This is a genomic window from Desulfovibrio sp., assembly GCF_041907885.1.
Classification (GTDB): domain Bacteria; phylum Desulfobacterota; class Desulfovibrionia; order Desulfovibrionales; family Desulfovibrionaceae; genus Desulfovibrio.
The window spans coordinates 151,639-173,494 of sequence record NZ_JAYRGM010000004.1 but is presented as its reverse complement, the minus strand read 5'-3'; the positions used below and the strand labels follow the sequence as shown (position 1 = coordinate 173,494).

The window sequence follows — 21,856 nt, the reverse complement described above, 5'->3', positions numbered from 1 at the left end:
TTTGATATAGTGCCATTGGCCCCATCAAAAGCGCCACCTTACATATAATTTATGGTGCCACCCGGAGAGAGCATGATCAGCATCAACAAGACCAGCACTGGCCCCCTGTATTTGCAGATATACAGCCAGTTGCGGCAGGACATAGCCAGCGGCGTGCTGGCAGAAGGCACGGTGCTGATCGGCAGCAGAATGTTGGCTGCCATGCTGGGAGTAAGCCGCAATACGGTAGACAACGCCTACGGCCAGCTTATGGCCGAGGGCTATATTGCCCCGCGCAGGGGCGTGGGCTTTGAAGTGCTGCATGTGCCCAGCCTCGTGCTGGCCAAGCCCTGCGCAAAAAATCCTTCCCCAGCCTGCCAGCCATCATCGCGGCAAGACCAGCCCGTATCTGCCCCCTCGCAAGCCCCGAAACTGTTGGCAGAGCACATTGTCTACGACCTGACCAACAGCAGCCACACGGTTGACCTGTTTCCCAAGAGCCTGTGGAAAAAGTACACGCTTGAGTGCCTTGAGATGCTGGAGCGCGAAGAAAAAATTTCTGCCCTTCAGACCATGCAGGGCGAACTCTATCTGCGCCGGCACTTGCTGGCCTACCTCAAGCGTATCCGGGGGGTTCGCTGTACAGAAGAGCAGATCATCATTACCTGTGGCCTTCAGCAATCGCTTGAATACATTTGCAAAATTGCCGCCCGTCACGGACAGACCATCGTGATGGAAGACCCCGGCTACAATAAGGCCGCAGCCGTTTTTCGCAGCAACCATATATCCATACAGACTGTACCTGTGGACGAAAACGGCCTTACCGTGGCAAACCTGCCCGCGCAGACAGGGGCCTTTGCCCTGTATGCCACGCCTTCGCACCAGTTTCCCACAGGGGTAACCCTGCCCATCGGGCGCAGGCACGCCCTGCTGGCATGGGCGCAGCGCAACGGCGTCTACATTCTTGAAGACGATTTTGACAGCGAACTTCGCTACTATTCCAAGCCCATACCTTCGCTGCAATCCATTGATGCGGAAAACAGGGTCATCTACCTTGGCACATTTTCAAAGGGTATCTCGCCCTCAATCCGTATGGGCTACATGATTCTGCCCCCGCAACTTGCGGCGGTCTTTGCCGAAATGTTTGCCGAATACAACAGCACCGTGCCCGTGCTCAACCAGTATATCATTGGCCGCCTGCTCGAAACCGGCCAGTACGACAGGCACATCCGCCGCCTGGGGCATGTTTTCAAGAACCGGCTTGCGCTGTTCATCAAGGAACTTTCATGCCTGGGAGCTGGCGTGCGCATAACAGGCAACGGCACAGGCCAATATTTTCTGCTGCGCTTTCCAGAAGGTACAGACCAGCAGATTCTGATAGCGCAGGCCATGGCCCACGGTGTGCGCGTGTACCCCACCATGCAGTTCTGGCAGGAGAAAGCCGAATGCCCCCCGCACACCCTGTTTCTGGGCTTTGGCAAAATCCGCATTGAGGACATTCCCGACTGTGTTGCACGTCTCAAGGCCGCCTGGGCGCAATGGCTGGAATAGCGCATCGGGGCCGCTGGCAGCCCATGCTGCGCAGCAGCCCCGATGTTTGGGAGCATCTGCTGGCCCGTGATGACAGGCCGCGAGCAGAACTAGTTTTTCATATCCACAATAAGTTCGGCGAGTCCCCTGGCCTGCTGGGCCAGATCTGCCACGGCCTTTTGCGCCTGGCCCATGGCATCGGCTGTCTGGTGGGCCACCTGGGTTACGTTGTCGATGGAATGGTTGATTTCATCGCTGGCCGCAGACTGTTGCCCGCTGGCCTCGGCAATGGCGTTTACCTGACTGGCCGTTGATTCAACCGTAGAAACAATTTCTTCCAGTGCCTTGCCCGACTGGTTGGCAAAATCCGTTGCCAGTTGCACCTGTCCAACAGCCTTGTCCATATCGCTCACACTTTTTGCAGTGCTTTCCTGAATGGCAGCAATGGCATTGCCCACATCCTGAGTGGAAGCCAAGGTTTTTTCCGCCAGCTTGCGTACCTCGTCGGCAACCACGGCAAAACCGCGCCCGGCGTCACCAGCCCGCGCAGCCTCGATGGCCGCATTGAGCGCCAGCAGATTGGTCTGGTCTGCTATATCTGAAATAACATTCATGATGCGCGTAATGGCCTGCGAGTGGCTGTTCAGCTCTGCCATGCCCTCGCGGAGCCGTAGCGAAACCTCATGTACGCTGCCAATGCTCTGCACGGCCTTTTCCACAATCCCCGCGCCAGCAAGAGCCCGCTCACGGGTGCGGCCTGCGGCATCCGAGGCATGGGAGGCGCTCAACGCCACCTCCTGCACGCTGGCATTCATCTGGTTCATGGCTGTTGCCGCCTCTGTGAGCAGCTGGGCCGAATGCGCAGCTCCTTTGTCCGACTGCTCTATCTGGGCAGAAAGCTGGGTAGAGGCCGTGCTCACGGCCTGGGCTACCAGCTCCAGTCTTTGGGCGGCCTGAACCATGGCGGCGGTTCTATCCTTTGCCTTGCGTTCGGCCTCAATGGCTTCTGCCTGCGCAATCTGTGCTTCACTGGCGGCCTTGCCCGCCAGGCTGCTCTGTTTCTCGGCGTGGGCGATAAAATCCTTGAGTTTGACCACCATGGCCTTCAGGGCCTGTTGCAGGGTGGCTACTTCGTCGCGGCCCGTGGCCTCAAATTCTTCATCCAGATTACCCTGAGCCACGGCCCTTGCATGCAGGGTGATGCCTGCCAGCGGTTTGGTGATGGAAATGACCATCACATAGGAGAGAGGGCAGATAACCAGCAGCAGCACTGCCAGAAAAATGCCGCCGTACAGTGCCACCCTGCCGTGCAGCAGGACGCGCATGGTGGTGCTCAGCTGGCTTTCGGCCTTGTCCACATTGTCGATGTACACGCCGGTTCCGATCCAGAAGGGCGTTCCCCCTATCTGTTCTGCATAGCCCAGTTTGAGCACCTCGCCCGCCCCCGGCTTGGGAAACACAAATTCCACAAAGCCGCCGCCTGCCTGCGCGGCCTTGCCGAGCTCGCTTACGTAGTGTACGCCCCGGCTGTCTGCGGTATTGGCAAGATCCTTGCCCACCAGCTGCTTTTGTGTGGGATGGACAGCGTTGACCGTGCCCTTGTACACATAAAAGTAGCCGGAATTGTCGTTTTCAAAACGAACCTTGTCCACATACTGCGCTATGGTTCGCAGCTGTTCTTCTTCGGCCTGCCCGGCCACAAGGGCCGACAGTCCAAGCGCCTGCGAATGGGTTATGTCCTTGATGCGCGCCTTTTGGGCATCAAGCAGCATTTCCTTGGCCAGGGCAGTGCCATCGCCAATGATGCCCTCGGTCATGCGCACCGACACTGCCGCCGTGGAAATGATCATGGCGATCATGATGATGACAAAAAAAACGATCCGCTGGCTGATGCTGAAATTTCTAAGCACGTATGAATCTCCTCAATAAGCACGGTGAGGCTGGCCTGAAAGCGCACGCGCAGGGTCAGCAGAACAGGGCCCTGCCGCAGAGCTGACACTGCGGGATGCCGCATCTGTTGCACAGCAATTTGAAGGCCACGGGCGCATATGCACGGATTTGCCACGCTGCGCATGTTGTGCGCAGGGACAGGTGAAGGGGCTAATTGCACACAAAAAGTGTGGAATAGGAATGCAGAAATCAGGCAGGAATAAATGCATTGGCAAGCCGAAACAGCTAAAAGCCATGCCCGTACACTACGGCACACCGGTCAGCCTTGGAGAAAAACCGGCGCATGGAAAACATTAGTTTCTGATACAGAAACCGCATGGCAACACTGTGGCAAATAGTAATTATTTTGGCAACATGCAAAAGCGGATAAAATATACCAAAGCACTACGACTATGGCCGCCAACTGGCAGCGCCAAGCGTAGGCGTGTCATGAAACACTACTGCCCCAACGACTTTTTCCATTGCACAAAACTGGTCTGCGGCAAAAAAAAGGCCTTTCGCGCTTGCAACACGAAAGGCCTTCATAAAGCCAGAGTCTACGGCTTGATCAGATCAGGCCAGACTAGTCTTTCTTGTCCTTCTTGAGCCACGACATCATGCCGCGCAGTTCCTTGCCCACTTTTTCGATCTGGTGTTCAGATTCGTTGCGGCGGGTGGTGAGGAACATGGGGTACTTGGCGCGGGATTCAAGAATGAAGTTACGCGCAAACACGCCGCTCTGAATATCCTTGAGCACGCCCTTCATTTCCTTTTTCACCGTTTCGGTGATCAGGCGGGGGCCGGTGACGTAGTCGCCGTATTCAGCGGTGTTGCTGATGGAGTAACGCATGCGGGAAAGGCCGCCCTCGTACATGAGGTCAACGATGAGCTTCATTTCGTGCATGCATTCAAAGTAGGCCATTTCGGGCTGATAGCCAGCTTCCACCAGGGTTTCAAAACCGGCCTTGATGAGGGCGGAAACGCCGCCGCAAAGCACGGCCTGTTCGCCGAAGAGGTCGGTTTCGGTTTCTTCACGGAAGGTGGTTTCGATAACGCCCGAACGGGTGCCGCCCACGCCCTTGGCATAGGCCAAGGCAATCTTGAGGGCTTCGCCGGTGGCGTCCTGATGAATGGCCACGAGGCAGGGCACGCCGCCGCCTTCGGTGAAGGTACGGCGCACCAGATGACCGGGGCCCTTGGGAGCGATGAGGAACACGTCCACATCCTTGGGGGGCTGGATCTGGCTGAAATGGATGTTGAAGCCGTGGGCGAACAACAGGGCCTTGCCCTTGGTCAGGTGGGGCTTAACGTCGTTTTCGTACACGGCGGCCTGTACTTCGTCAGGCAGCAGAATCATGATCAGGTCGGCCTGAGCGGCGGCTTCGGCGGCAGAAACGGGCGTAAAGCCGTGTTCCTTGGCCAACTCGTAGTTGGCGCCGCCGGGGCGCTGACCCACCACAACCTTAACGCCAGAATCGCGCAGATTCTGGGCATGGGCATGGCCCTGGCTGCCATAACCAATGATGGCAACGGTCTTGTTTTTCAAACAATTAAGGTCTGCATCCTGATCGTAATAAACTTTCATCTGAACATCCTCTGAGATCACTCACGGTTAGACAAAAAAATACATTCCTTACCGCCCTTGCGGCAAGGACAGAGGGGGGCCAACAGGATACGGCGGGCAAGGCCGCCTGAGGGACGCTTTGCCAATGACCCGGTGTGGCTTGAATGGATATACGCACCACCCCGACCTCATGCGTGCTGTCAAGAAGACCTTGTGGGCCATTGACCCGCGCACGGGCTGAACGCTCCTGTGCCGCAGCGGCACAAGGCCGCGCGACAGGGCTCTTTACGCGCAGGCAGGCCGTGCCGTGTGGGGTGTTCTTGTGCCAAAACACCCCGGCAAAAGGCTGCGCTTTGCGTCCCGAAACCCACGGGGCTGTTTAATCCATGAGAAATTTTGTTCCCTGCCTGGGAAGGGAGCCCTTGCATGTAAGCTCTGTACCCGTTTTGGGTACTCAGCTAAAATAACAAAGGCCGCCTCTCGCAAGCAGAGGACAAAAAACCATAGAGTAAACTGCCCCTAATCCGTTTTCTTGGAACGACGCATGGCCACCGCACCGGTGCGCGCCAGTTCCTTGATTCCAAACCGCTGCAACAGGCTCAGGATGGCGTCCAGCTTGTTCTGGTCGCCGGTGGCCTCAATGGTCATTTCATTGGGGCTCACGTCCACCACCTTGCAGCGGAATATTTCAACAGTTCGCAGAATTTCGCCCCGCATGGGGCCCTCTGCCTGCACTTTGACAAACATCATTTCACGCGCAACAGCAGGAATATCCGCAAAATCCACCACCTTGATGACCGAAACAATCTTGTGGAGCTGCTTCATGATCTGCTCCAGAATAAGACTGTCGCCATCGGTGGTGATGGTCATGTGCGAAACGCCCTCTTCGAGAGACGGAGCCACATTGAGCGAATGAATGTTGAAGCCGCGCCCGCTGAACAGGCCAGCCACGCGAGAAAGCACGCCGGGTTCGTTTTCCACCAGCACGGAAAGCACATGTCGTTGCATAGCCATCTCCCTTACACCAGCAACATTTCATCAAGTGCCGCACCGACGGGCACGATGGGGTACACGTTTTCTTCGCGCTCTACCACCACGTCGATGAAGGCAGGGTTGGGCGAAGCCAGGGCCTTCTCAAGCACGGCCCGCATGTCCTCAGCCTTTTCAATGCGATAGCCCTCGGCCCCGTAGGCCTCGGCCAGCTTCACAAAGTCGGGCTGGGCTTCCATGTTGGTGGAACTGTAGTTGTTGTTGTAAAAGAGCTCTTGCCACTGGCGCACCATGCCCAGATAGCGGTTGTTCAGAATAACAACCTTGATGGGCAACTTGTTGCTCACCACGGTTGCCAGCTCCTGAATATTCATCTGCAACGAGCCGTCGCCCGCCACGGCAATGACCTTTTTGTCGGGAAAGGCAAACTGCGCCCCCACCGAAGCGGGAAAGCCATAGCCCATGGTTCCCAGGCCACCGCTGGTCAACAGGGTGCGCGGCTTGGTGAATGAATAGAACTGGGCCACCCACATCTGGTGCTGGCCCACCTCGGTGGCAATGATGGCATCGCCGCCGGTTATGTCGTACAGGGCTTCAATAACCGCCTGCGGCTTGATGTTGCCATTATCCTGATAGCACAGAGGCTTGCTCGACTTCCACTCGGCCACGGCGGCAAGCCATGCGGCGTGCTCGCCCGCCCAGTCCTTGTTCTCCAGCTTGGCATCGCAGATTTCGCCAATGCCCTCAAGCGCCAGGCGGCAATCGCCCACCACAGGAACCTGCACCTCCACGTTTTTGCGAATGGAGGTGGGGTCTATATCAATGTGTACAATGCGGGCCTTGGGCGCAAAGGCCGCCAGCCTGCCGGTAACGCGGTCGTCAAAGCGCGCGCCCACGCACATGAGCACGTCGCAGTTGTTGATGGCCAGATTGGCCGCATAGGTTCCGTGCATGCCCACCATGCCCAGCCACAGGGGGTCGGTGGCAGGGAAGCCCCCAAGCCCCATGAGCGTGCAGGTAACGGGAATGCTCAGCTTGCGGGCAAGACCGGTGAGGGCCTCGGCCGCATTGGACATGATAACCCCGCCGCCAGCCAGAATAACCGGGCGTTCAGCCCTGGCCAGTTCTTCCACAGAGCGGCGCAACTGGTTGAGGTTGGGCTTGTAGGTGGGGTTGTAGCTGCGCATGTAGACATCTTCGGGCCAGACAAACTCTGTCCGCTTCTGCATGACATCCTTGGGCAGATCAACCAGCACCGGGCCGGGGCGTCCCGACCGGGCAAGATAAAAGGCCTGGCGAATGGTGAGCGCCAACTTGCTGATATCTTTAACCAAAAAGTTGTGCTTGGTGCAGGGCCGGGTAATACCCACGATATCCACTTCCTGAAAGGCATCGTTGCCGATCAGCTGGGTAGGAACCTGCCCGGTAAAAATCACCAGCGGTATTGAATCGGAATAGGCCGTGGCTATGCCCGTGACCGTGTTGGTGGCTCCCGGGCCAGAGGTAACCAGGCAAACGCCGGTTTTACCAGAGGCACGGGCATAGCCGTCAGCCGCGTGCACAGCTCCTTGCTCATGCCGTACAAGCACATGGCGTAGCTCTGGATGGCGCGGTAGTTCGTCGTAAATGTCAATGACCGCACCGCCGGGATACCCGAACAGCACATCCACGCCCTCTCGCTTCATGGACTCAAGGAGAATCTGCGCACCAGTACATTCCATGTCCGACTCCTTAAAAAAAAGCCCGGCTATCCTTGTTTCTTCAGACGATCCAGAACAGCCATGAGCTGGGTTTTGCCTTCGAGCTTCTGCTTTTTCAGTTGCTTGAGCGTCTGCTCTTCAGTGGGCGAGCGAAAAGCCTTGTGTTCAAGCTTTTCAACCTGCTTTTCATAGAGCACGTGATCTTCCCAAAGGGATTTCAGCTCCGGATCAGTGGCAGCATACGTTTCCAGAAGGTTCAGTTCTTGCTGATCCATAAGAAATCTCCAGTGTTAGATGTTCATAGGCTTTTGCCTGCGCATCAACTGAGGCTTTTGCCCTGGTAGATCGCCCTGCCCGAGCCCGCCTGCTCTTGCTGGCGGCACTGCAAAGTCTGGGCATCTCCCGGCGCGGATTCTCAGAATATCCGCATGGAGCAGCTAAAATTTTTGCTGCGCCCCCCTGCTAATGAAGGGTCATGGCATACTGGGCCAGCGAGGCCACAACAATCCTGTTGAACAGTTCAATGGCCAGCAGCACCACCACGGGCGAAAAATCCATGCCGCTCGAATAGGTAAAGGGCAACCATTTACGTACACGGAAGAACACGGGTTCGGTCATGGTGCGCAGGGCGCGCACAATGGGATTATATGGATCGGGGCGCACCCATGTGAGCAGGGCCGCGATGATGACAATCCAGAAATAAAGGCTGAGCAGCGACCCAAACACCAGGGCAACGGCGCTCAGGGTATTGGCAAGAACAATCATGAGCCCTCCAGCGTGGCTTTCTTTATAATTCGCCGGGGTCGGCCTAAAGGCCGGAAACTGGCGGCAACACCGCATCAAGCGTATTGTGCAGGGCAGTATAATCTGCCGCCGTAATCTCTCCCCGTAACGGGCCGCCGTTAAATGCGGCAAATATCACTCCCGCCCCTCTGGCAGCCTCTTTGTCGTGCTCGCTGTCGCCAACAAACAGCACGTGCTGCGGAGGGCATTGCCATACGGCGCATATGTGCCGCGTGCCCTCTGCCGAAGGCTTGGGTGCGGCTGTATCCGCCGCGACCACAGGATTAAAATAGGAGGGCAGGGAAAAAATGTCCAGAACCGTTTGTATTCCATCGAGCTTTCGGTTGGTGTGTACGGCCATGCGCACACCCCTGCTCCGCAGGCTGTCGATAAAGTTCATGAATCCGGGCTGCAAGCGCAGCATGGGAACAATATCACGCTGGTAAACCACTTCGTTTCTTGTCACATAATCTATTTCGTGGTGCAGGTGCGGCGGCACAATGTGCAGCAGGGCCTGACGCGATGTGGCCATGAAACTGTAGTCTTCCTGCTCCTGGGTCATGGGCGGCAGGCCAAAATAGGCCAGCACCCGGTTATAAAAAATATTGTTGGCCGCGCGCGAGTCGATCATCACGCCATCGCAGTCAAAAATCACGCCCGCGATACCGTGGGGAAACAAGGCCTGAGCGTCGAGCGGCTGCGCCTTTTCTGTCACGCCTCAATCCTCCAGGTTATCCACAGGCGCTCCGCATCCAGCGGGGCCTGGCCGGTGGGCCGGGTATGGCCAAGCACCTGCCAGCCGGGGGCGCGAATTTCAACCGCCACGGTGTTTGCAACAGCGCCCTCAAGCAGGCCCTGCCAGCGGGGCGCAGGGATAAAATCAAGTATTTCAAGCATATCTTCGCGCATGGAACCCTCAACAATCAGGGGGGCGTCTGCTGGCGCAAAGTAGAGCGCGTTGGCAGTCACCAGCCGCCAGGGCGGCACAAGACCGGCATCCAGCGCAATGGGCGTACCAAGGCGTACAAGGTCACCCGTGAGGGCATCGGGCGCAAGCCCTTCCATCTCTTCGTCGGGGTCAACACCCAGGGCAGCGGTAAGCCCGCTCGCGTTGAGGGCAAAACTGGCCGTAAGCTCGGCCAGCTCGGTCAGCCTTTCCTCTTGCAGCCAGGCCCACAACAGGGATTTTTGCGCCTGGCAGAGCGCCAGCTGCTCCTTGCGGGCAGCCTCTGCCGCCAGGGCTGCTGCGGCATTGCCGCCCGAATTGTCGAGCCCCTTGATAAGGGCCATTTCGGAGGCGCGGCGTGCGGCACGCGCGTTGCCAGTGGCGGCGGCCCCTACCGGCAAGCCGGAGAGGGCAGCGTCGCCCATCTGTTGCAGGTCACCAAGGCAGGCCTGGGCCTCGCGCGGCGAAAAAGGATACTTGTCCGGGCAGAAACAATCAGCGGGGGCATCGGGCAAACCGGGCCAAAGGCGCAAAGCCCCACGCCACCGGGGGGCTGATCCTTGCCCGGTTACCGGGGCCAGATCGGGTTGCGCGGGCGTTTCAAACGCTTGCAAAGGCAGTGGGCCGCGAAGCAATGGCAAAAGAATGGGGGAACTTTCTGTCATCATACTTCCTTTTGAGGCCTTAAGCATAGCCAGAGGAAGCCCGAAGCGCAAGCCGCAGGGGCCCGGAGCAAAAGTTTTTTGCCGTCGAGTGCGCCGGGGGCGGATCATGTAAGGTATCATATTGTCAGGTGCGGCGTATTGACATATATACACGCCAGCAAAGCCGCCGATTGGGCGGCACGCAGACATTTATCACAAGCCGTTCCACGGCTCAGAAGGAGTAGAAAGATATGGAACAGGGCACCATCCGCCTGAAGACAGGCCTCGCTGAAATGCTCAAAGGCGGCGTGATCATGGACGTCACCACTCCCGAACAGGCCAAAATCGCCGAAGCAGCGGGAGCCTGCGCAGTCATGGCCCTGGAACGCGTACCCGCCGACATTCGCGCCGCAGGCGGCGTGGCCCGCATGGCCGACCCCACCATTGTAAAGCGCATCATGGAAGTGGTGAGCATTCCCGTCATGGCCAAGGCCCGTATCGGCCACTTTGTTGAAGCCCGTATTCTTGAGGCCATGGGCGCGGACTATATCGACGAAAGTGAAGTGCTCACCCCCGCCGATGACAAATATCATATCGACAAGCGCGACTTCACCGTGCCCTTTGTGTGCGGCTGCCGCAACCTGGGCGAAGCCCTGCGCCGCATCGCCGAAGGCGCTGCCATGATCCGCACCAAGGGCGAACCCGGCACAGGCAACGTTGTTGAAGCCGTGCGCCACTGCCGCCAGGTGATGGACGACGTGCGCAAGCTGTGCAGCCTGCCCGAAGCAGAAGTTGCCAACTACGCCAAAGAAATCGGCGCTCCCCTTGAAGTGTGCTACGCCGTGCGCAAGGAAGGCCGCCTGCCCGTGGTGAACTTTGCCGCCGGCGGCATTGCCACCCCCGCCGACGCCGCCATGATGATGCACCTCGGCTGCGACGGTGTGTTTGTCGGCTCCGGCATCTTCAAGTCTGGCGACCCCGCCAAGCGCGCCAAGGCCATTGTGCAGGCTGTGACCAATTACAATGACTTTGCCATGCTGGCCGAAATCTCGCGCGATCTGGGCGAACCCATGGTGGGCATTGAAATTTCCACCATTCCTTCTGCCGAGCGCATGCAGGAACGGGGTTGGTAATGTCGCAGCTTTGCGTAGGCGTTCTGGCTCTTCAGGGAGCCTTTCGCGAGCATGTGGCCGCTGTTACCCGCCTGGGTGCAACGGCCCGCGAGGTGCGTCAGCTCAAGGATATTGACGGCATCGACGCCCTGATTATTCCCGGCGGCGAAAGCACCACCATGGGCAAACTGCTCAACGAATGGAACATGCTTGAGCCCCTGCGCCAGCGCATACTCGACGGCATGCCCGTTTACGGCAGCTGCGCCGGGCTGATTCTGCTGTGCCGCGAAATTGAAAACTCGGACCAGCCCCGCCTGGGCGTGCTGGACGCAACGGTGCGTCGCAATGCCTTTGGACGGCAGGTGGACAGCTTTGAAACAGACCTGAACATACCCGAGATTGGGGCCGACCCCATTCCTGCGGTATTTATCCGCGCGCCAGTGCTCACCGGCGTGGGCGCTGGGGTGACAGTGCTGGCTGAAGTGAACGGCCAGGCTGTGGCTGTGCGCCAGAACAACATTCTGGCCACGTCATTCCACCCGGAGCTTACGCCAGACACGCGCATGCACAGCTACTTTCTGTCTTTTTGCGGCAAATAGCTGCAAGCTGCCAGATAGAGATATAAGAAAGCCTGTCCCGCTTTGCGGGGCAGGCTTTCTGAGCGTTGAAACATCAACGCGAATACCCCGCTAAGTCCAGCCTGCCCGCTCCACAAATTTGCCGCCAACATGACGCACAAATTCACATGCGCGTCACCGTAACGCAAACCAGCCCGTTCATGATGCCCCAAGAGCAACAGTTCAACCACCGGAGCACTTTCGGAGGAGGCATACCATGGACAACATGCACACTTTGCAGCGTCTACAGGGTGAACTGAACGATGAAATGCACCGTCTTACCCAGCTGCGCACTGTTTTTCAGGCACAGCACTGCGCGGACGAGCTGGACGCGGCCAGCCACCTTGAGGCGGCCCACATAGCCCATTGCAGCGCCCGCCGCAGTTCGCAGCGCATCCTGGAACTTCAGAGCCTCGTGAACCTCTTGCGCCACGGCGGCCCGCGCCGCTGCGAAGAATGCGGCGAAGAAATTCCCCTTGCACGCCTTATGGCCGCACCCGGGGCAACCCGTTGCTGCGAGTGCCAGCAGAATGTCGAAAACGACATGCAGATAGGCATGCTCCAGATGAAAAAAATGCACTTTTCGGCTGAGAGCTGCGCAGAATACTGCTAGCGCGGCCCGTTACAGCCCACTCGTCATCAACGTTTGCAGAATTGGAACCCGCCAGTTCGGCGCAGCCCTCGCGCGCCCTGGCCCAAGCACAGGAGATTCCACATGCCCGGCAATGCAGATACGTTATCCCTTGCGCCTGGCCGCCCGCTGGTCAGAAGTGTTGGGCGGCTGGCCCGCGCTACGGCCCGCCAGCTTTCGGGTTTTGCCCGGCTGGAAAAAATGGCCTTTACGCTTCCCCAGTGCGGTGACCCCCAAACCTTTGCCATGGCCTGCCTCACCGCGCTCGATGTAAACCCGGACTGCCTGCGCGGCGACCTTGGGCGCATCCCCGCCGAGGGGCCTGTCATTCTTTTTGCCAACCACCCCTCCGGCGCGCTGGAAGGCCTGATGATGGCCGCCCTGTGTGGCAGGGCGCGGCCAGACCTCAAAATTCTTGCCAGCGCGGCCCTGCTGCGCATTCCGCAACTGGCCCAGCTGGCCCCCATGCTGCTGCCCCTTGATCTCTCTGGCGGTGCTGCGGCCAATGCTGCGGTGCTGCGCAGTGCCATGAGCCACCTGCGCAAGGGAGGGGCTCTTGGAATCTTCCCCGCAGGGCGTGTGGCCCGCTGGCAGTTTGGGCGCGGCATAGCCGAGCAGCCGTGGTCGCGCCTGCTCAGCAGGCTTGGCGGCCGCCAAGCGGACATACCCGGCCTTAATTTTATTCCCCTGCACATGTCTGTGCGCTACAACCCGCTGTTTATCGCTGCCACCACCCTGCGCGAAAACCTTGGCGAAGTGCTTTTGCCCCACACCCTGTTCAGACAAAGGGGCAGCAACGCCCGCATGGTTGTGGGCGAAGCCATACCCGCCGATACCCTGACAGGCCTCAGCCACGAACAGCGCACGCACTGCCTTGGCATGTGCCGCTCTGCCCTTGGCGCTGAGGGCAGCACAGACAGGCACGCCCAAGAGTGCGCCCCTCTGGCCCCGGCTGCGGAAAAAATGGACATCATGGTCAGCCTGGCCGCCCTGCCCGAAAACCGCCTGCTGGCCCGCGAAGGCCGCTACGCCGTATATCTTGTGGAAGGCAACGAATCGCCCCTGCTGCTGGACGAATTGACCAGAAGGCGCGAGGAGGCCTTTCGCGCACTGGGCGAAGGCTCTGGCCAATCGCGCGATACGGACTGCTACGATCCCCAGTATTCGCACCTTGTGCTGCTTGATGTGGAGGGTAAGAGCATTGCCGGTTCTTACCGCGCCCGCGTGGTTCGCCCCGAGGACACGCGCCTCTGCACCAAAAAGCACCTCTACACGGCATCACTTTTTGACTACGAGCCAAAATTTTTCCAGCAGTGCGGCAATGCTCTGGAGCTGGGGCGCGCCTTTGTCTGTCCCGAATACCAGCGCGACTACACCCCCCTGCTTCTGCTGTGGAAGGGCATCGGCCAGCTGGCCCTGCGCAACAAGGTGCGCACACTCTTTGGGCCTGCCAGCATTGGCCTGAATTACCGCCAGCAATCTGTAGATCTGCTGTGGCGGCATTTGCGGCTGCGCCACTGGGATGCCCCGCTGGCCACCCTTGTGCGCGGCAGGCAGCCCCGCAAACTGCGCGAAGAACTGCCCTTTGCCCAGCACCTCGACTACAAGGCCGTCAACACTCTGGTGCGGCAGATGGAAGGCGGACGCACCCTGCCCATACTTTTCAAGCACTATCTGCAACTGGGCGGGCGCATAGCCGCCTTTCACGAAGACCGCACCTTTGGCACGCTCGATGCCCTGCTCGTGGTGGATCTGCTCAACGCCCCCGACAAGCAGCTGCGCCGCTATGTGGGCGAGGAAGGCATGCGCCAGCTGCGCAGCGGTTCCTGCCCGGTATAGACACGTTGCAATCAGCCGTCCCTCACGGCAGCAGGCGCCAGCATGGCGCACAGGGGGCCACACCACAGCCCGGTGGTGCGGCCCCATTTTTTGCGCATAATACCAATCTCCAGAAATGAAAAAGGAGGCCCCAAAGGGGCCTCCCGATCATCATCAAACCACCAGCCAGAACTGCTAGCTGGAGACAGGCTCCTTGTCTTCGGGACGCAGGAAGGGCAGATAGGTGGGATCTGTGCCCATGATGTGCTGCACCAGCCAGTCTTTCAGGAAGGTCAGCAGATCCATGCTCACCGTGGCTGTACCGAGGCGCAGCTGCTCTTCTACCTCGTCCAGTTTGGCAACAAACTTTTTATGTATCTGCATGTGCTCTGCGGCGGCCTTGTAGGCGGGCACGTTGAACAGCTTTTCTTCGTCGCTGAAGTGCGTGGCCGTATAGTCGCGCAGCTTTTTGAGCACAGCAATCATTTCAGAAATAGGCTTTTTGTGCGTCATGGCCTGGTGCAGCTCATTGATGTAATCAATCAGCAGCCTGTGCTCCCTGTCCACCAGCGGTACATGCAGGGCAAGCTTGGGTGTCCACTCCACAAACTTGCTGGAAGTGGCCTGATCATAGTCGCCCGCCACAAGGGCGTTGACGATCATATCAAGCTCTTCCATGCCGCTCTGGAAGGCCAGCAGCGACGCGGTGAACACTTCCATATTCTTGGAGGTGCTTTCTGCCGCGTCACGTATTTCTTCAAGTGCGTCGTTGGTTCCCGCGCTGCGCTCGGACTGCTCTGCCGCACCGGCAGCAATGCTGCCAAGGTGACCGGCGGTATCGGCCATGCTTTGCAGAATGACGCGCATTACGTCACCGGCATTGGTGGCCCTGTCTGCCGCTTCAACACTGAGCTGGGCGGCCTTGTCCACGGTCAGCACGTTGCGCCGGGTTTCATCCTGTATGGCCTTAACGGCCTCTTCCACTTCCTTGGTGGCGCCCATGGTTTTTTCGGCCAGTTTGCGCACCTCGTCGGCAACCACGGCAAAGCCGCGCCCGGCCTCACCAGCGCGGGCAGCCTCGATGGCGGCATTAAGGGCCAGCAGATTGGTCTGGTCGGCCACCTCATTGATGACGCTCATGACCTGCCCGATATTGCTGGCCTTTTCGCCCAGGCCTGCCATGGCCTCCTTGAGCTGCACAATGGTGTCGCGCACGCTGTCAATGGAGCCCACAGCGCCCTCAACCTCATGCTCGCCCGTGGCAGCACTGGCGCTGGAGCTCTGCGCGGTCTCTGAAAGCTCTCGCACGCGCAGGGATGCATGGCTGGCCGTATCGGCCACCTGCTCCATGGCTGCGCTGGTGTGCTCAAGCCTGTTGCGCTGCACGGCCACGCTGCCGTTTACATCCTTGATCAGGCTGGCTAGCTTGCGCATGTCGCCAGAAAGCCTTTTGCATACCTCGTGGGCATTGTTCAGGGCCATGACGCCCTTTTCACGCCTTTTGCGCAAGGTTTGCACCAGGTCTTCTGATTCCTGAAGCTTCTGCTCAAGCGCGTTGCTGCGCGCCTGCAAATTTTGCACAACCTGCTGGTCAACCTTGGTTTTCAGCGTTTCACACAGTGCATCAATGCACTGCACGGCCCGCAGCTCCACACTGCTCTCGCCCGCCAGAGAGGATGCGGAGCCAAAACCTGTGCCGGAAACTGCGCCCGGCGCGGCATCCAGGCACTGGGCCAGCCTTGCCGCACGGTTGCGCCCGCTCACCCACAGCCACATGTCCACAGCGGTGCAAACAAAAATAATGCCGGCAACCAGCCAGCCCATGCCCTGTATGCCGCCCAGCAGGGCCAGACCGGCCAGAGCGGCAATTATTATTACCTGAAGCGCAATGCCCATATATGCCTACCTTAGTTTATCTTGCTTATCGGCTTTTTTCTCTCTACCCTTAGCCTTAATAGTTGTAAATCTCATATTACTTAGCAGGAGAACACTTATGGAACAGCTTGATTGCCGTGGGCTGGCCTGCCCCCAGCCGGTAATGCGCAGCCGCGATGCCCTGGCAGGCGGAACCCAGGCCCTTGAAGTGCTGGTAGACAACGAACCTGCGCGTGAAAACGTGCGGCGTTTTTTTGAAGGGCGCGGCTTCAGCGTTGCCACAAGTCAGGAGGGCCCCGACTGCTGGCGAATCAGCGCCACCGCAGGCGATGCCGCCACCGCCCCGCAGCAGGCCGCACAGGCGGCCCCCGCCGCAGAGGGCAACAGCCGCACCCTGGTGCTCATAACCACAGAAACCATTGGTCGTGGTGACGATGTGCTCGGCGGCAAGCTCATGGGCAATTTTTTGGCCACGCTGCCAGAACTGGGCGCGCGGCTGTGGCGCATTGTGCTGATCAATGGCGGCGTAAAACTGGCCTCATGCCCTGGGCCCGCCCTTGATGCGCTTAAAAAAATGGAAGCGGAAGGGGTATCGGTGCTCGTTTGCGGCACGTGCCTTGCGCATTTTGGCCTGCTGGAAGCCAAGGCCGTGGGCGACACCTCAAACATGCTTGATATTGTCACCAGTCTTGATCTTGCGGGCAAGGTCATACGACCCTGAGGGTTGGTTTCACGGGTACGGTTTGCCCATAAACGCAAAAAAGCGGCATGGATTCAATCCACGCCGCTTTTTGCGTTTATAGGTTCCGCAAGCCTCAGCCCGTCTGCCACAAGCAGCAGCTCAGGCTTGCGGAATCATTGAATCGGCTACAGGGCCGCCTTGTAAATGCCAGCCACAGCCGCATCGGTCATGGAGCGGGGGTTGGTGAGGCCGCAGGCGTCCTTCTGGGCGTTGGCGGTCATGGTAGGAATGTCGGACTCGCGCACTTCCTTGCCATATTTTTTGCCAAGGGCGATCAGGCCATCAGGAATGCCCACATCCTTGGACAGGATGTTGATGGCGGTAATGGCCTTGCGCGAAGCTTCGTCGGCGCTGATGCCCTGGGTAAGTTCACCCAGCAGCTGGGCGATACGGCCAAAGCGGCGGCGGCTGGAGATGCGGTTGTATTCGCACACGTGGGGCAGCAGGATGGCGTTGCATTCGCCGTGGGGCAGATCGTAGAAACCGCCGAGCTGGTGGGCCATGGCGTGTACGTGGCCAAGGCTGGCGTTGTTGAAGGCCATACCGGCCAGATACTGGGCGTAGCACATGCCTTCGCGGGCTTCCTTGTCGCGGCCGTTGGCAACGGCGCGGCGCAGATAGCGGTTGATGTATTCCATGGCTTTTTCAGCGCAGGCATCGGTCATGGGCGTGGCGGCAGTAGAAACATAGGCTTCTACGGCATGGGTCAGAGCGTCCATGCCCGTGGCGGCGGTAAGCGCCGGGGGCATGCCCATCATCAGAACGGGGTCGTCGATGGCAACGCTGGGCGTGCAGCGCCAGTCAACAATGGCCATCTTAACCTTGCGCGAGGTGTCGGTGATGATGCAGAAACGCGTCATTTCCGAGGCCGTACCAGCAGTGGTGTTTACGGCAACATACGGGGGGAAGGGCTTTTTGGACTTGTCCACGCCTTCGTAGTCGTGAATCTTGCCGCCGTTACCGGCCAGAAAGCCCACGCCCTTGCCGCAGTCGTGCGAGCTGCCGCCACCAAGGGTAACGATGCTGTCGCACTTTTCTTTTTTGTATACTTCAAAGGCTTCAGCAACGTTGTTGTCGGTGGGGTTGGGGATTGTTTTATCGTATATGGCATACTTCATCTTGGCGGCATCAAGGATGTCGGTAATCGTTTTAAGAATACCGGCATTAACGATACCCTGGTCGGTAACAACCAGAGGCTTTTCACCGCCAATGCTCTTCAAACGGACAGGAATCTCTTTGGAACACCCTTCGCCCACCAGGGTGACGTTGGGGATAAAGAACGAGGTGATCTGACCCATATGCATGCTCTTAAGATCTGTACTCATTCGTGACTCCTTTTGTTATACAGGGCAACATCAGTATGTAATTGCTCTGTCGTAGTATGAATTACTCCTGTGGATAAAAATATCCCATATAAAATGGCAATGCAAGCATATCAGCGCAATTGTTTAGTTCTTTTTTTGTCTTTACTTTCACATTTATATGTTCTTTTTTGCACAATCTTTTGCTGTTGATTATTTCATACTGCAATATGCATCTTTGATTGATTGAACACACAATACGCCCGCTTAAATCAAAACCGTGATATAACAGGATTGTTGCCATGCTATCTATCCCCGCCCCAAAAAAAATCAAAAAAGCCACCGACAAAAGTTGCCTTTTGTCGGTGGCCTGAAGAAGGGAACCGCGTCGTTCCCATACTTCGCATGTATGGCGGGGCAAGGCCCGTCTGCGGCGTTGTGCGCCGAATTTGCAACGTGAGATTGTGAATTAGCTCCCCAAGTATAACCTTGCCGATTTTGTGTAAAAACAATCTGTTACAAATTTAAATAGCACTTTTAAAGGGCTTTGACCAGCCCTAAAAAAATTTCGATTCGTTAAAATGTACCGGGTTCGCGCATTTTTCCGGGGCGGCACATGCGGCTCAACCGGCGCAGATATTCCTTGCGTTTATCCAGATAAAAGGCCAAAGGCCGCGAAAAATTGCGCCCAAGCAGGCCATCCACCAGCATCTGGCTCACCTCACGCTCTCGCGTGAGCACAAGCTGGGCCCTTGCAAGCACGTTGCGGTCGGCCTCTGGCATGGCTCTGGCCATCTGCCGAAAGGCATCCTGCGCACGCGGCTGGTAAAACCATATATACATCAGATCGAGCGCATTAATAATGAAGGCCCGCTCAATCTCCTTGCCCATCACGCCGCCGCTGCCCTGCAAACCGCCGGGCTTGGCCAGCTTGATAAGCGCATCCTCATCGGGAAACAGCAGCTCAAGGCGTGTGTAGCAGTCAAAAACATTGATCAGCTTGCTGCGGTAATCCCACCGGCGCATGCGCAGATTCACCTGGCTGTCGGCATAACCTTCAATAATTGCCGCCACGGTGTCTGATGCGGTTTTTGAAATGACCGCCGCGCTGGGCACCAGGTACATGGCGGGGTTATCAACCCCCATGAGAAAGGCGGTTTGGTACAATACCCAGTTGTACAGCGACGAAATGGGAATGGCCATGACACTGCGGAAGAGGTTGCCGATGGCCGCCTCCTTGGGAAAACCGCGAAACACGTTGTGCGCGCACAGGTAAATACCATTTACAAGGCTGAGCACGCCAAAGACCACCCAGGGATTCTGGGCTGCGGTAATACCAAGCGTTCTGTCCAGCAGCATCACGCGCACCAGCATTTCAAGCAGCAAGACCGAAAAGCCTGTGAACATGAGCGAATCGCACAGACGGCTCACGTTTACCTGATCGCGCCAGTGAATAAGCGTGGATCGCGTGGCCCCCTTGGCGGCCATGACCATTTGCACCACATTGCGCACGCCCGTGATGCCAAACCAGATAAACGTGCCAAACCAGGCCAGAAACCACAAATTCTGGGTGTACATGAACGAAAAAAACGCGGGGCAAAACCCCAGCAACACCTTAAGGCAGTTGCCAATGGTGCTGTTGAGGTAGGGCGTGCCCAGAGGGCCATGTTCCTTTGTTTCGGGCTTGGCCACAAGCCCGTTGCCGCTCGTAAGGCTCAGACCGCCCAGATTGAGCACATTGCCCTTGTTGCACACCCTGAAATCCACGCTGGCGGTTTTCCAAACCGTGTGGCGTTCCATGCCCAGATGGCGGCAGCCCGGCAGTGGGCTCAGCAAACTCAAGGCGCGCTGCCAGGGAGAGGGATTGCGCGGGTTGATGTAGCGCACGCATTCCTCAACCGGCGAACACACGGGAATTTCGGGCTGCTTGTGGTCGCGGGCATAAAATTTGCGGCTTCGTGCGGGCAGGGTTTCGCGCAGCACAAAGCCCATGCCGTAAGAATCGCGGCTCATGGAGCTTGTGCCAAGGCGTGAGCCCAAAGGCTTGTTGCGGTAATGCTCCCACAATTTTGGCACGTTGTGCAGAATATGCTTGAACTTGGCGGCACGCGCCTCGTCCTGGGTATCCATGCGCCGCACCATCATGCGAATCATCTGCTTTACCCGAGGCCCCAGGCCTTCGTTAAGAGCCTGCTGCAATTCGCTGATGGCCTTGAGGCAGGAATGCTTGCCTTCCATCCAGCCGCGCATGTTGAAAATTTCCAGATGGCTGATGCTGCCCTGGCTGTCCCACAGGAGTTCGGCCACGTCTTCCACGCTCAGGCCCTTGGTGGTGAGCACAAGCCGGTAGCCGGGGTTAAGCTCTGCCAGTTCGCGGGTCAGCTCGCCCACAGAAAGCTGCATGAGCGGCGGCAGCTCGCTGTATGCGCAGGGGTTGGTGAGATCGGGCATTTCCGGGTGTTCCACGGGCGATAGCCAGTGGTCGGCAATATACTCGACGCCCAGGTTTTCCAGAAAAGCCAGCTCGGTGGCGGCCTCTTCGCCGCCGCGTTCCTGTAACAGGGCCGCACGCTGGCGCAGCGAGGGCAGCACATGGTGGTGCAGGGCTTCCGCAAGATGCAGCCCCGATGCCTGCCCACGGGCCACATGGCGCGTAAAGTCCACGCCGGGCATTTCCGGCACGGGCACTTCCCACTGCGCCTCAAGCTGCGGGCGCTGGTGCTCGTTCCACAGTGCCAGGCTTTCCAGCACGCGCTCGCGCCGCCAGCGCAGCACCTCACGACCGCGCTTCATGAGCTCGGCCATCTTGGGGCTGTGCAAAAATTCCAGAAAATCTTCGTTGGAACTGAAACCGCGCGGAATCCAGAACAAACTGATAAACCGGCCATAAAACGGCAAATGAAATTCCAGGCCAATACGCACGCCAATGCCCGTGATTTCTGCCGCACGCAAAATCTCGCGCGCAGCCTCTGGCTGCACCCAGTATTCGTATGCCACCGTAAGCGACCGCATGCCCTTGATCCAGGCATCCATGATCAGGTGGGTGGGTGTTTTGCGCCCCTTGGTATTGGCGTCGTACACGTGGTCGTCGAAGGCCAGTTGGTTCCAGCTTTCGGGCATTTCCGGCAGATGGTAGCGGGCAAGCATGCGGCGCACCACGCGGGGGGTTCCCTGCACGGTACGCCGAAAATCGTGGGCCAGTTTGAGCTGCTCCAGATGGTTGCCGTGGGCGCGCACCATGCTTTTCATGATCTGCATGAGCGCACGCGCCGTATTGCGCCGCAGGGCAGAATGAGCGCTGTTGAGCACCTCGTCGTACAAGGTTTTGAGGGCAAGCAGACGGTCGCGGGCCTGGGTGCGCCCGGCCTGAAGGTTGCGCAGCAGGTTTATGACCGCATAGGCCATACGCGAAACCGGCGTTGCCACCAGTTCCTTGATGCCGTGGGGGTGCAGGCTGGGGTCAAACAGAAAGGTATCCGACTGTTTGCCGTCGGATTCCAGAATTCGGTTGACCAGAGCCAGTATGTCTCTGTCCTGCTTGTCAAAATATATGCCTTGCATCTTGGCGCACACGGCGGATCTCCTTTCTGCCGTTTCCCTTACACGTAACCCGACATGGGAAATGACCGGCAAGGAACTACTTTTACATCACAATCTGCTTCTGGGCAAACAAAGGCACACCATACATGTACCCC

General features: G+C 58.2%; 17 protein-coding genes. 6 read left to right on the top strand and 11 right to left on the bottom strand.

What is annotated here, in order from left to right; all coding sequences use genetic code 11:
- Positions 1–72 precede the first annotated feature (72 nt).
- The gene (locus tag ACE3NW_RS04345) at positions 73–1,530 is read left to right on the top strand and encodes a PLP-dependent aminotransferase family protein (protein WP_374280757.1); all 1,458 of its coding nucleotides are present in this window, start codon (positions 73–75) and stop codon (positions 1,528–1,530) included.
- A gap of 89 nt (positions 1,531–1,619) precedes the next feature.
- Here ACE3NW_RS04345 and ACE3NW_RS04340 read toward each other — a convergent pair whose 3' ends face one another.
- The 8 genes from ACE3NW_RS04340 to ACE3NW_RS04305 all read right to left on the bottom strand — a co-directional run bounded on the left by ACE3NW_RS04340 (position 1,620) and on the right by ACE3NW_RS04305 (position 10,086).
- A complete protein-coding gene (locus tag ACE3NW_RS04340; protein ID WP_374280755.1) occupies positions 1,620–3,419 on the bottom strand; it encodes a methyl-accepting chemotaxis protein in 1,800 nt (599 codons plus the stop codon).
- A gap of 602 nt (positions 3,420–4,021) precedes the next feature.
- Positions 4,022–5,023 (bottom strand): ketol-acid reductoisomerase, encoded by a 1,002-nt coding sequence (gene ilvC / locus ACE3NW_RS04335; RefSeq protein WP_374280753.1) that lies wholly within the window; start codon positions 5,021–5,023, stop codon positions 4,022–4,024.
- 498 nt (positions 5,024–5,521) lie between these two features.
- Positions 5,522–6,010, bottom strand: a complete 489-nt coding sequence (ilvN, locus tag ACE3NW_RS04330) for an acetolactate synthase small subunit (RefSeq protein ID WP_374280751.1) — start codon at positions 6,008–6,010, stop codon at positions 5,522–5,524.
- 11 nt (positions 6,011–6,021) lie between these two features.
- Complete coding sequence (gene ilvB / locus ACE3NW_RS04325) at positions 6,022–7,713, bottom strand: biosynthetic-type acetolactate synthase large subunit (RefSeq protein ID WP_374280749.1); 1,692 nt, start codon at positions 7,711–7,713, stop codon at positions 6,022–6,024.
- Positions 7,714–7,739: 26 nt separating this feature from the next.
- On the bottom strand, positions 7,740–7,967 hold the full coding sequence (locus ACE3NW_RS04320; RefSeq protein ID WP_374280747.1) for a DUF465 domain-containing protein: 228 nt from the start codon (positions 7,965–7,967) through the stop codon (positions 7,740–7,742).
- 187 nt (positions 7,968–8,154) lie between these two features.
- Positions 8,155–8,457 (bottom strand): YggT family protein, encoded by a 303-nt coding sequence (locus ACE3NW_RS04315; protein ID WP_374280744.1) that lies wholly within the window; start codon positions 8,455–8,457, stop codon positions 8,155–8,157.
- Positions 8,458–8,500: 43 nt separating this feature from the next.
- Positions 8,501–9,190 carry an HAD family hydrolase gene (locus ACE3NW_RS04310; protein WP_374280742.1) on the bottom strand — a complete coding sequence of 230 codons (690 nt, stop codon included), beginning with the start codon at positions 9,188–9,190 and terminating at the stop codon, positions 8,501–8,503.
- Positions 9,187–10,086, bottom strand: a complete 900-nt coding sequence (locus ACE3NW_RS04305) for a hypothetical protein (RefSeq protein WP_374280740.1) — start codon at positions 10,084–10,086, stop codon at positions 9,187–9,189. Before ACE3NW_RS04305 ends, ACE3NW_RS04310 begins: the two co-directional genes overlap by 4 nt.
- A gap of 230 nt (positions 10,087–10,316) precedes the next feature.
- Between ACE3NW_RS04305 and pdxS the strand changes: the two genes are divergently transcribed.
- From pdxS to ACE3NW_RS04285, 4 genes are all read left to right on the top strand, one after another.
- Entirely contained in the window at positions 10,317–11,198 is an 882-nt protein-coding gene (pdxS, locus tag ACE3NW_RS04300) for a pyridoxal 5'-phosphate synthase lyase subunit PdxS (protein ID WP_192113958.1), read from the top strand.
- On the top strand, positions 11,198–11,776 hold the full coding sequence (pdxT, locus tag ACE3NW_RS04295) for a pyridoxal 5'-phosphate synthase glutaminase subunit PdxT (RefSeq protein ID WP_374280738.1): 579 nt from the start codon (positions 11,198–11,200) through the stop codon (positions 11,774–11,776). The genes pdxS and pdxT overlap by 1 nt, the downstream gene beginning before the upstream one ends.
- Positions 11,777–12,011: 235 nt before the next feature.
- Positions 12,012–12,407 (top strand): TraR/DksA C4-type zinc finger protein, encoded by a 396-nt coding sequence (locus tag ACE3NW_RS04290; RefSeq protein ID WP_374280736.1) that lies wholly within the window; start codon positions 12,012–12,014, stop codon positions 12,405–12,407.
- Positions 12,408–12,509: 102 nt separating this feature from the next.
- Positions 12,510–14,264 (top strand): lysophospholipid acyltransferase family protein, encoded by a 1,755-nt coding sequence (locus ACE3NW_RS04285; protein WP_374280734.1) that lies wholly within the window; start codon positions 12,510–12,512, stop codon positions 14,262–14,264.
- A 174-nt stretch (positions 14,265–14,438) separates the two neighbouring features.
- Here ACE3NW_RS04285 and ACE3NW_RS04280 read toward each other — a convergent pair whose 3' ends face one another.
- A complete protein-coding gene (locus ACE3NW_RS04280) occupies positions 14,439–16,139 on the bottom strand; it encodes a bacteriohemerythrin (protein WP_374280731.1) in 1,701 nt (566 codons plus the stop codon).
- A gap of 97 nt (positions 16,140–16,236) precedes the next feature.
- Between ACE3NW_RS04280 and yedF the strand changes: the two genes are divergently transcribed.
- A complete protein-coding gene (gene yedF / locus ACE3NW_RS04275) occupies positions 16,237–16,839 on the top strand; it encodes a sulfurtransferase-like selenium metabolism protein YedF (RefSeq protein WP_374280729.1) in 603 nt (200 codons plus the stop codon).
- A gap of 146 nt (positions 16,840–16,985) precedes the next feature.
- On the opposite strand, the gene ACE3NW_RS04270 is transcribed toward yedF, so the two are convergent.
- Both ACE3NW_RS04270 and ACE3NW_RS04265 read right to left on the bottom strand, forming a co-directional pair.
- The gene (locus ACE3NW_RS04270; RefSeq protein ID WP_374280727.1) at positions 16,986–18,185 is read right to left on the bottom strand and encodes an iron-containing alcohol dehydrogenase; all 1,200 of its coding nucleotides are present in this window, start codon (positions 18,183–18,185) and stop codon (positions 16,986–16,988) included.
- A gap of 552 nt (positions 18,186–18,737) precedes the next feature.
- Positions 18,738–21,734 carry a hypothetical protein gene (locus ACE3NW_RS04265; RefSeq protein WP_374280725.1) on the bottom strand — a complete coding sequence of 999 codons (2,997 nt, stop codon included), beginning with the start codon at positions 21,732–21,734 and terminating at the stop codon, positions 18,738–18,740.
- Positions 21,735–21,856: the final 122 nt, after the last annotated feature.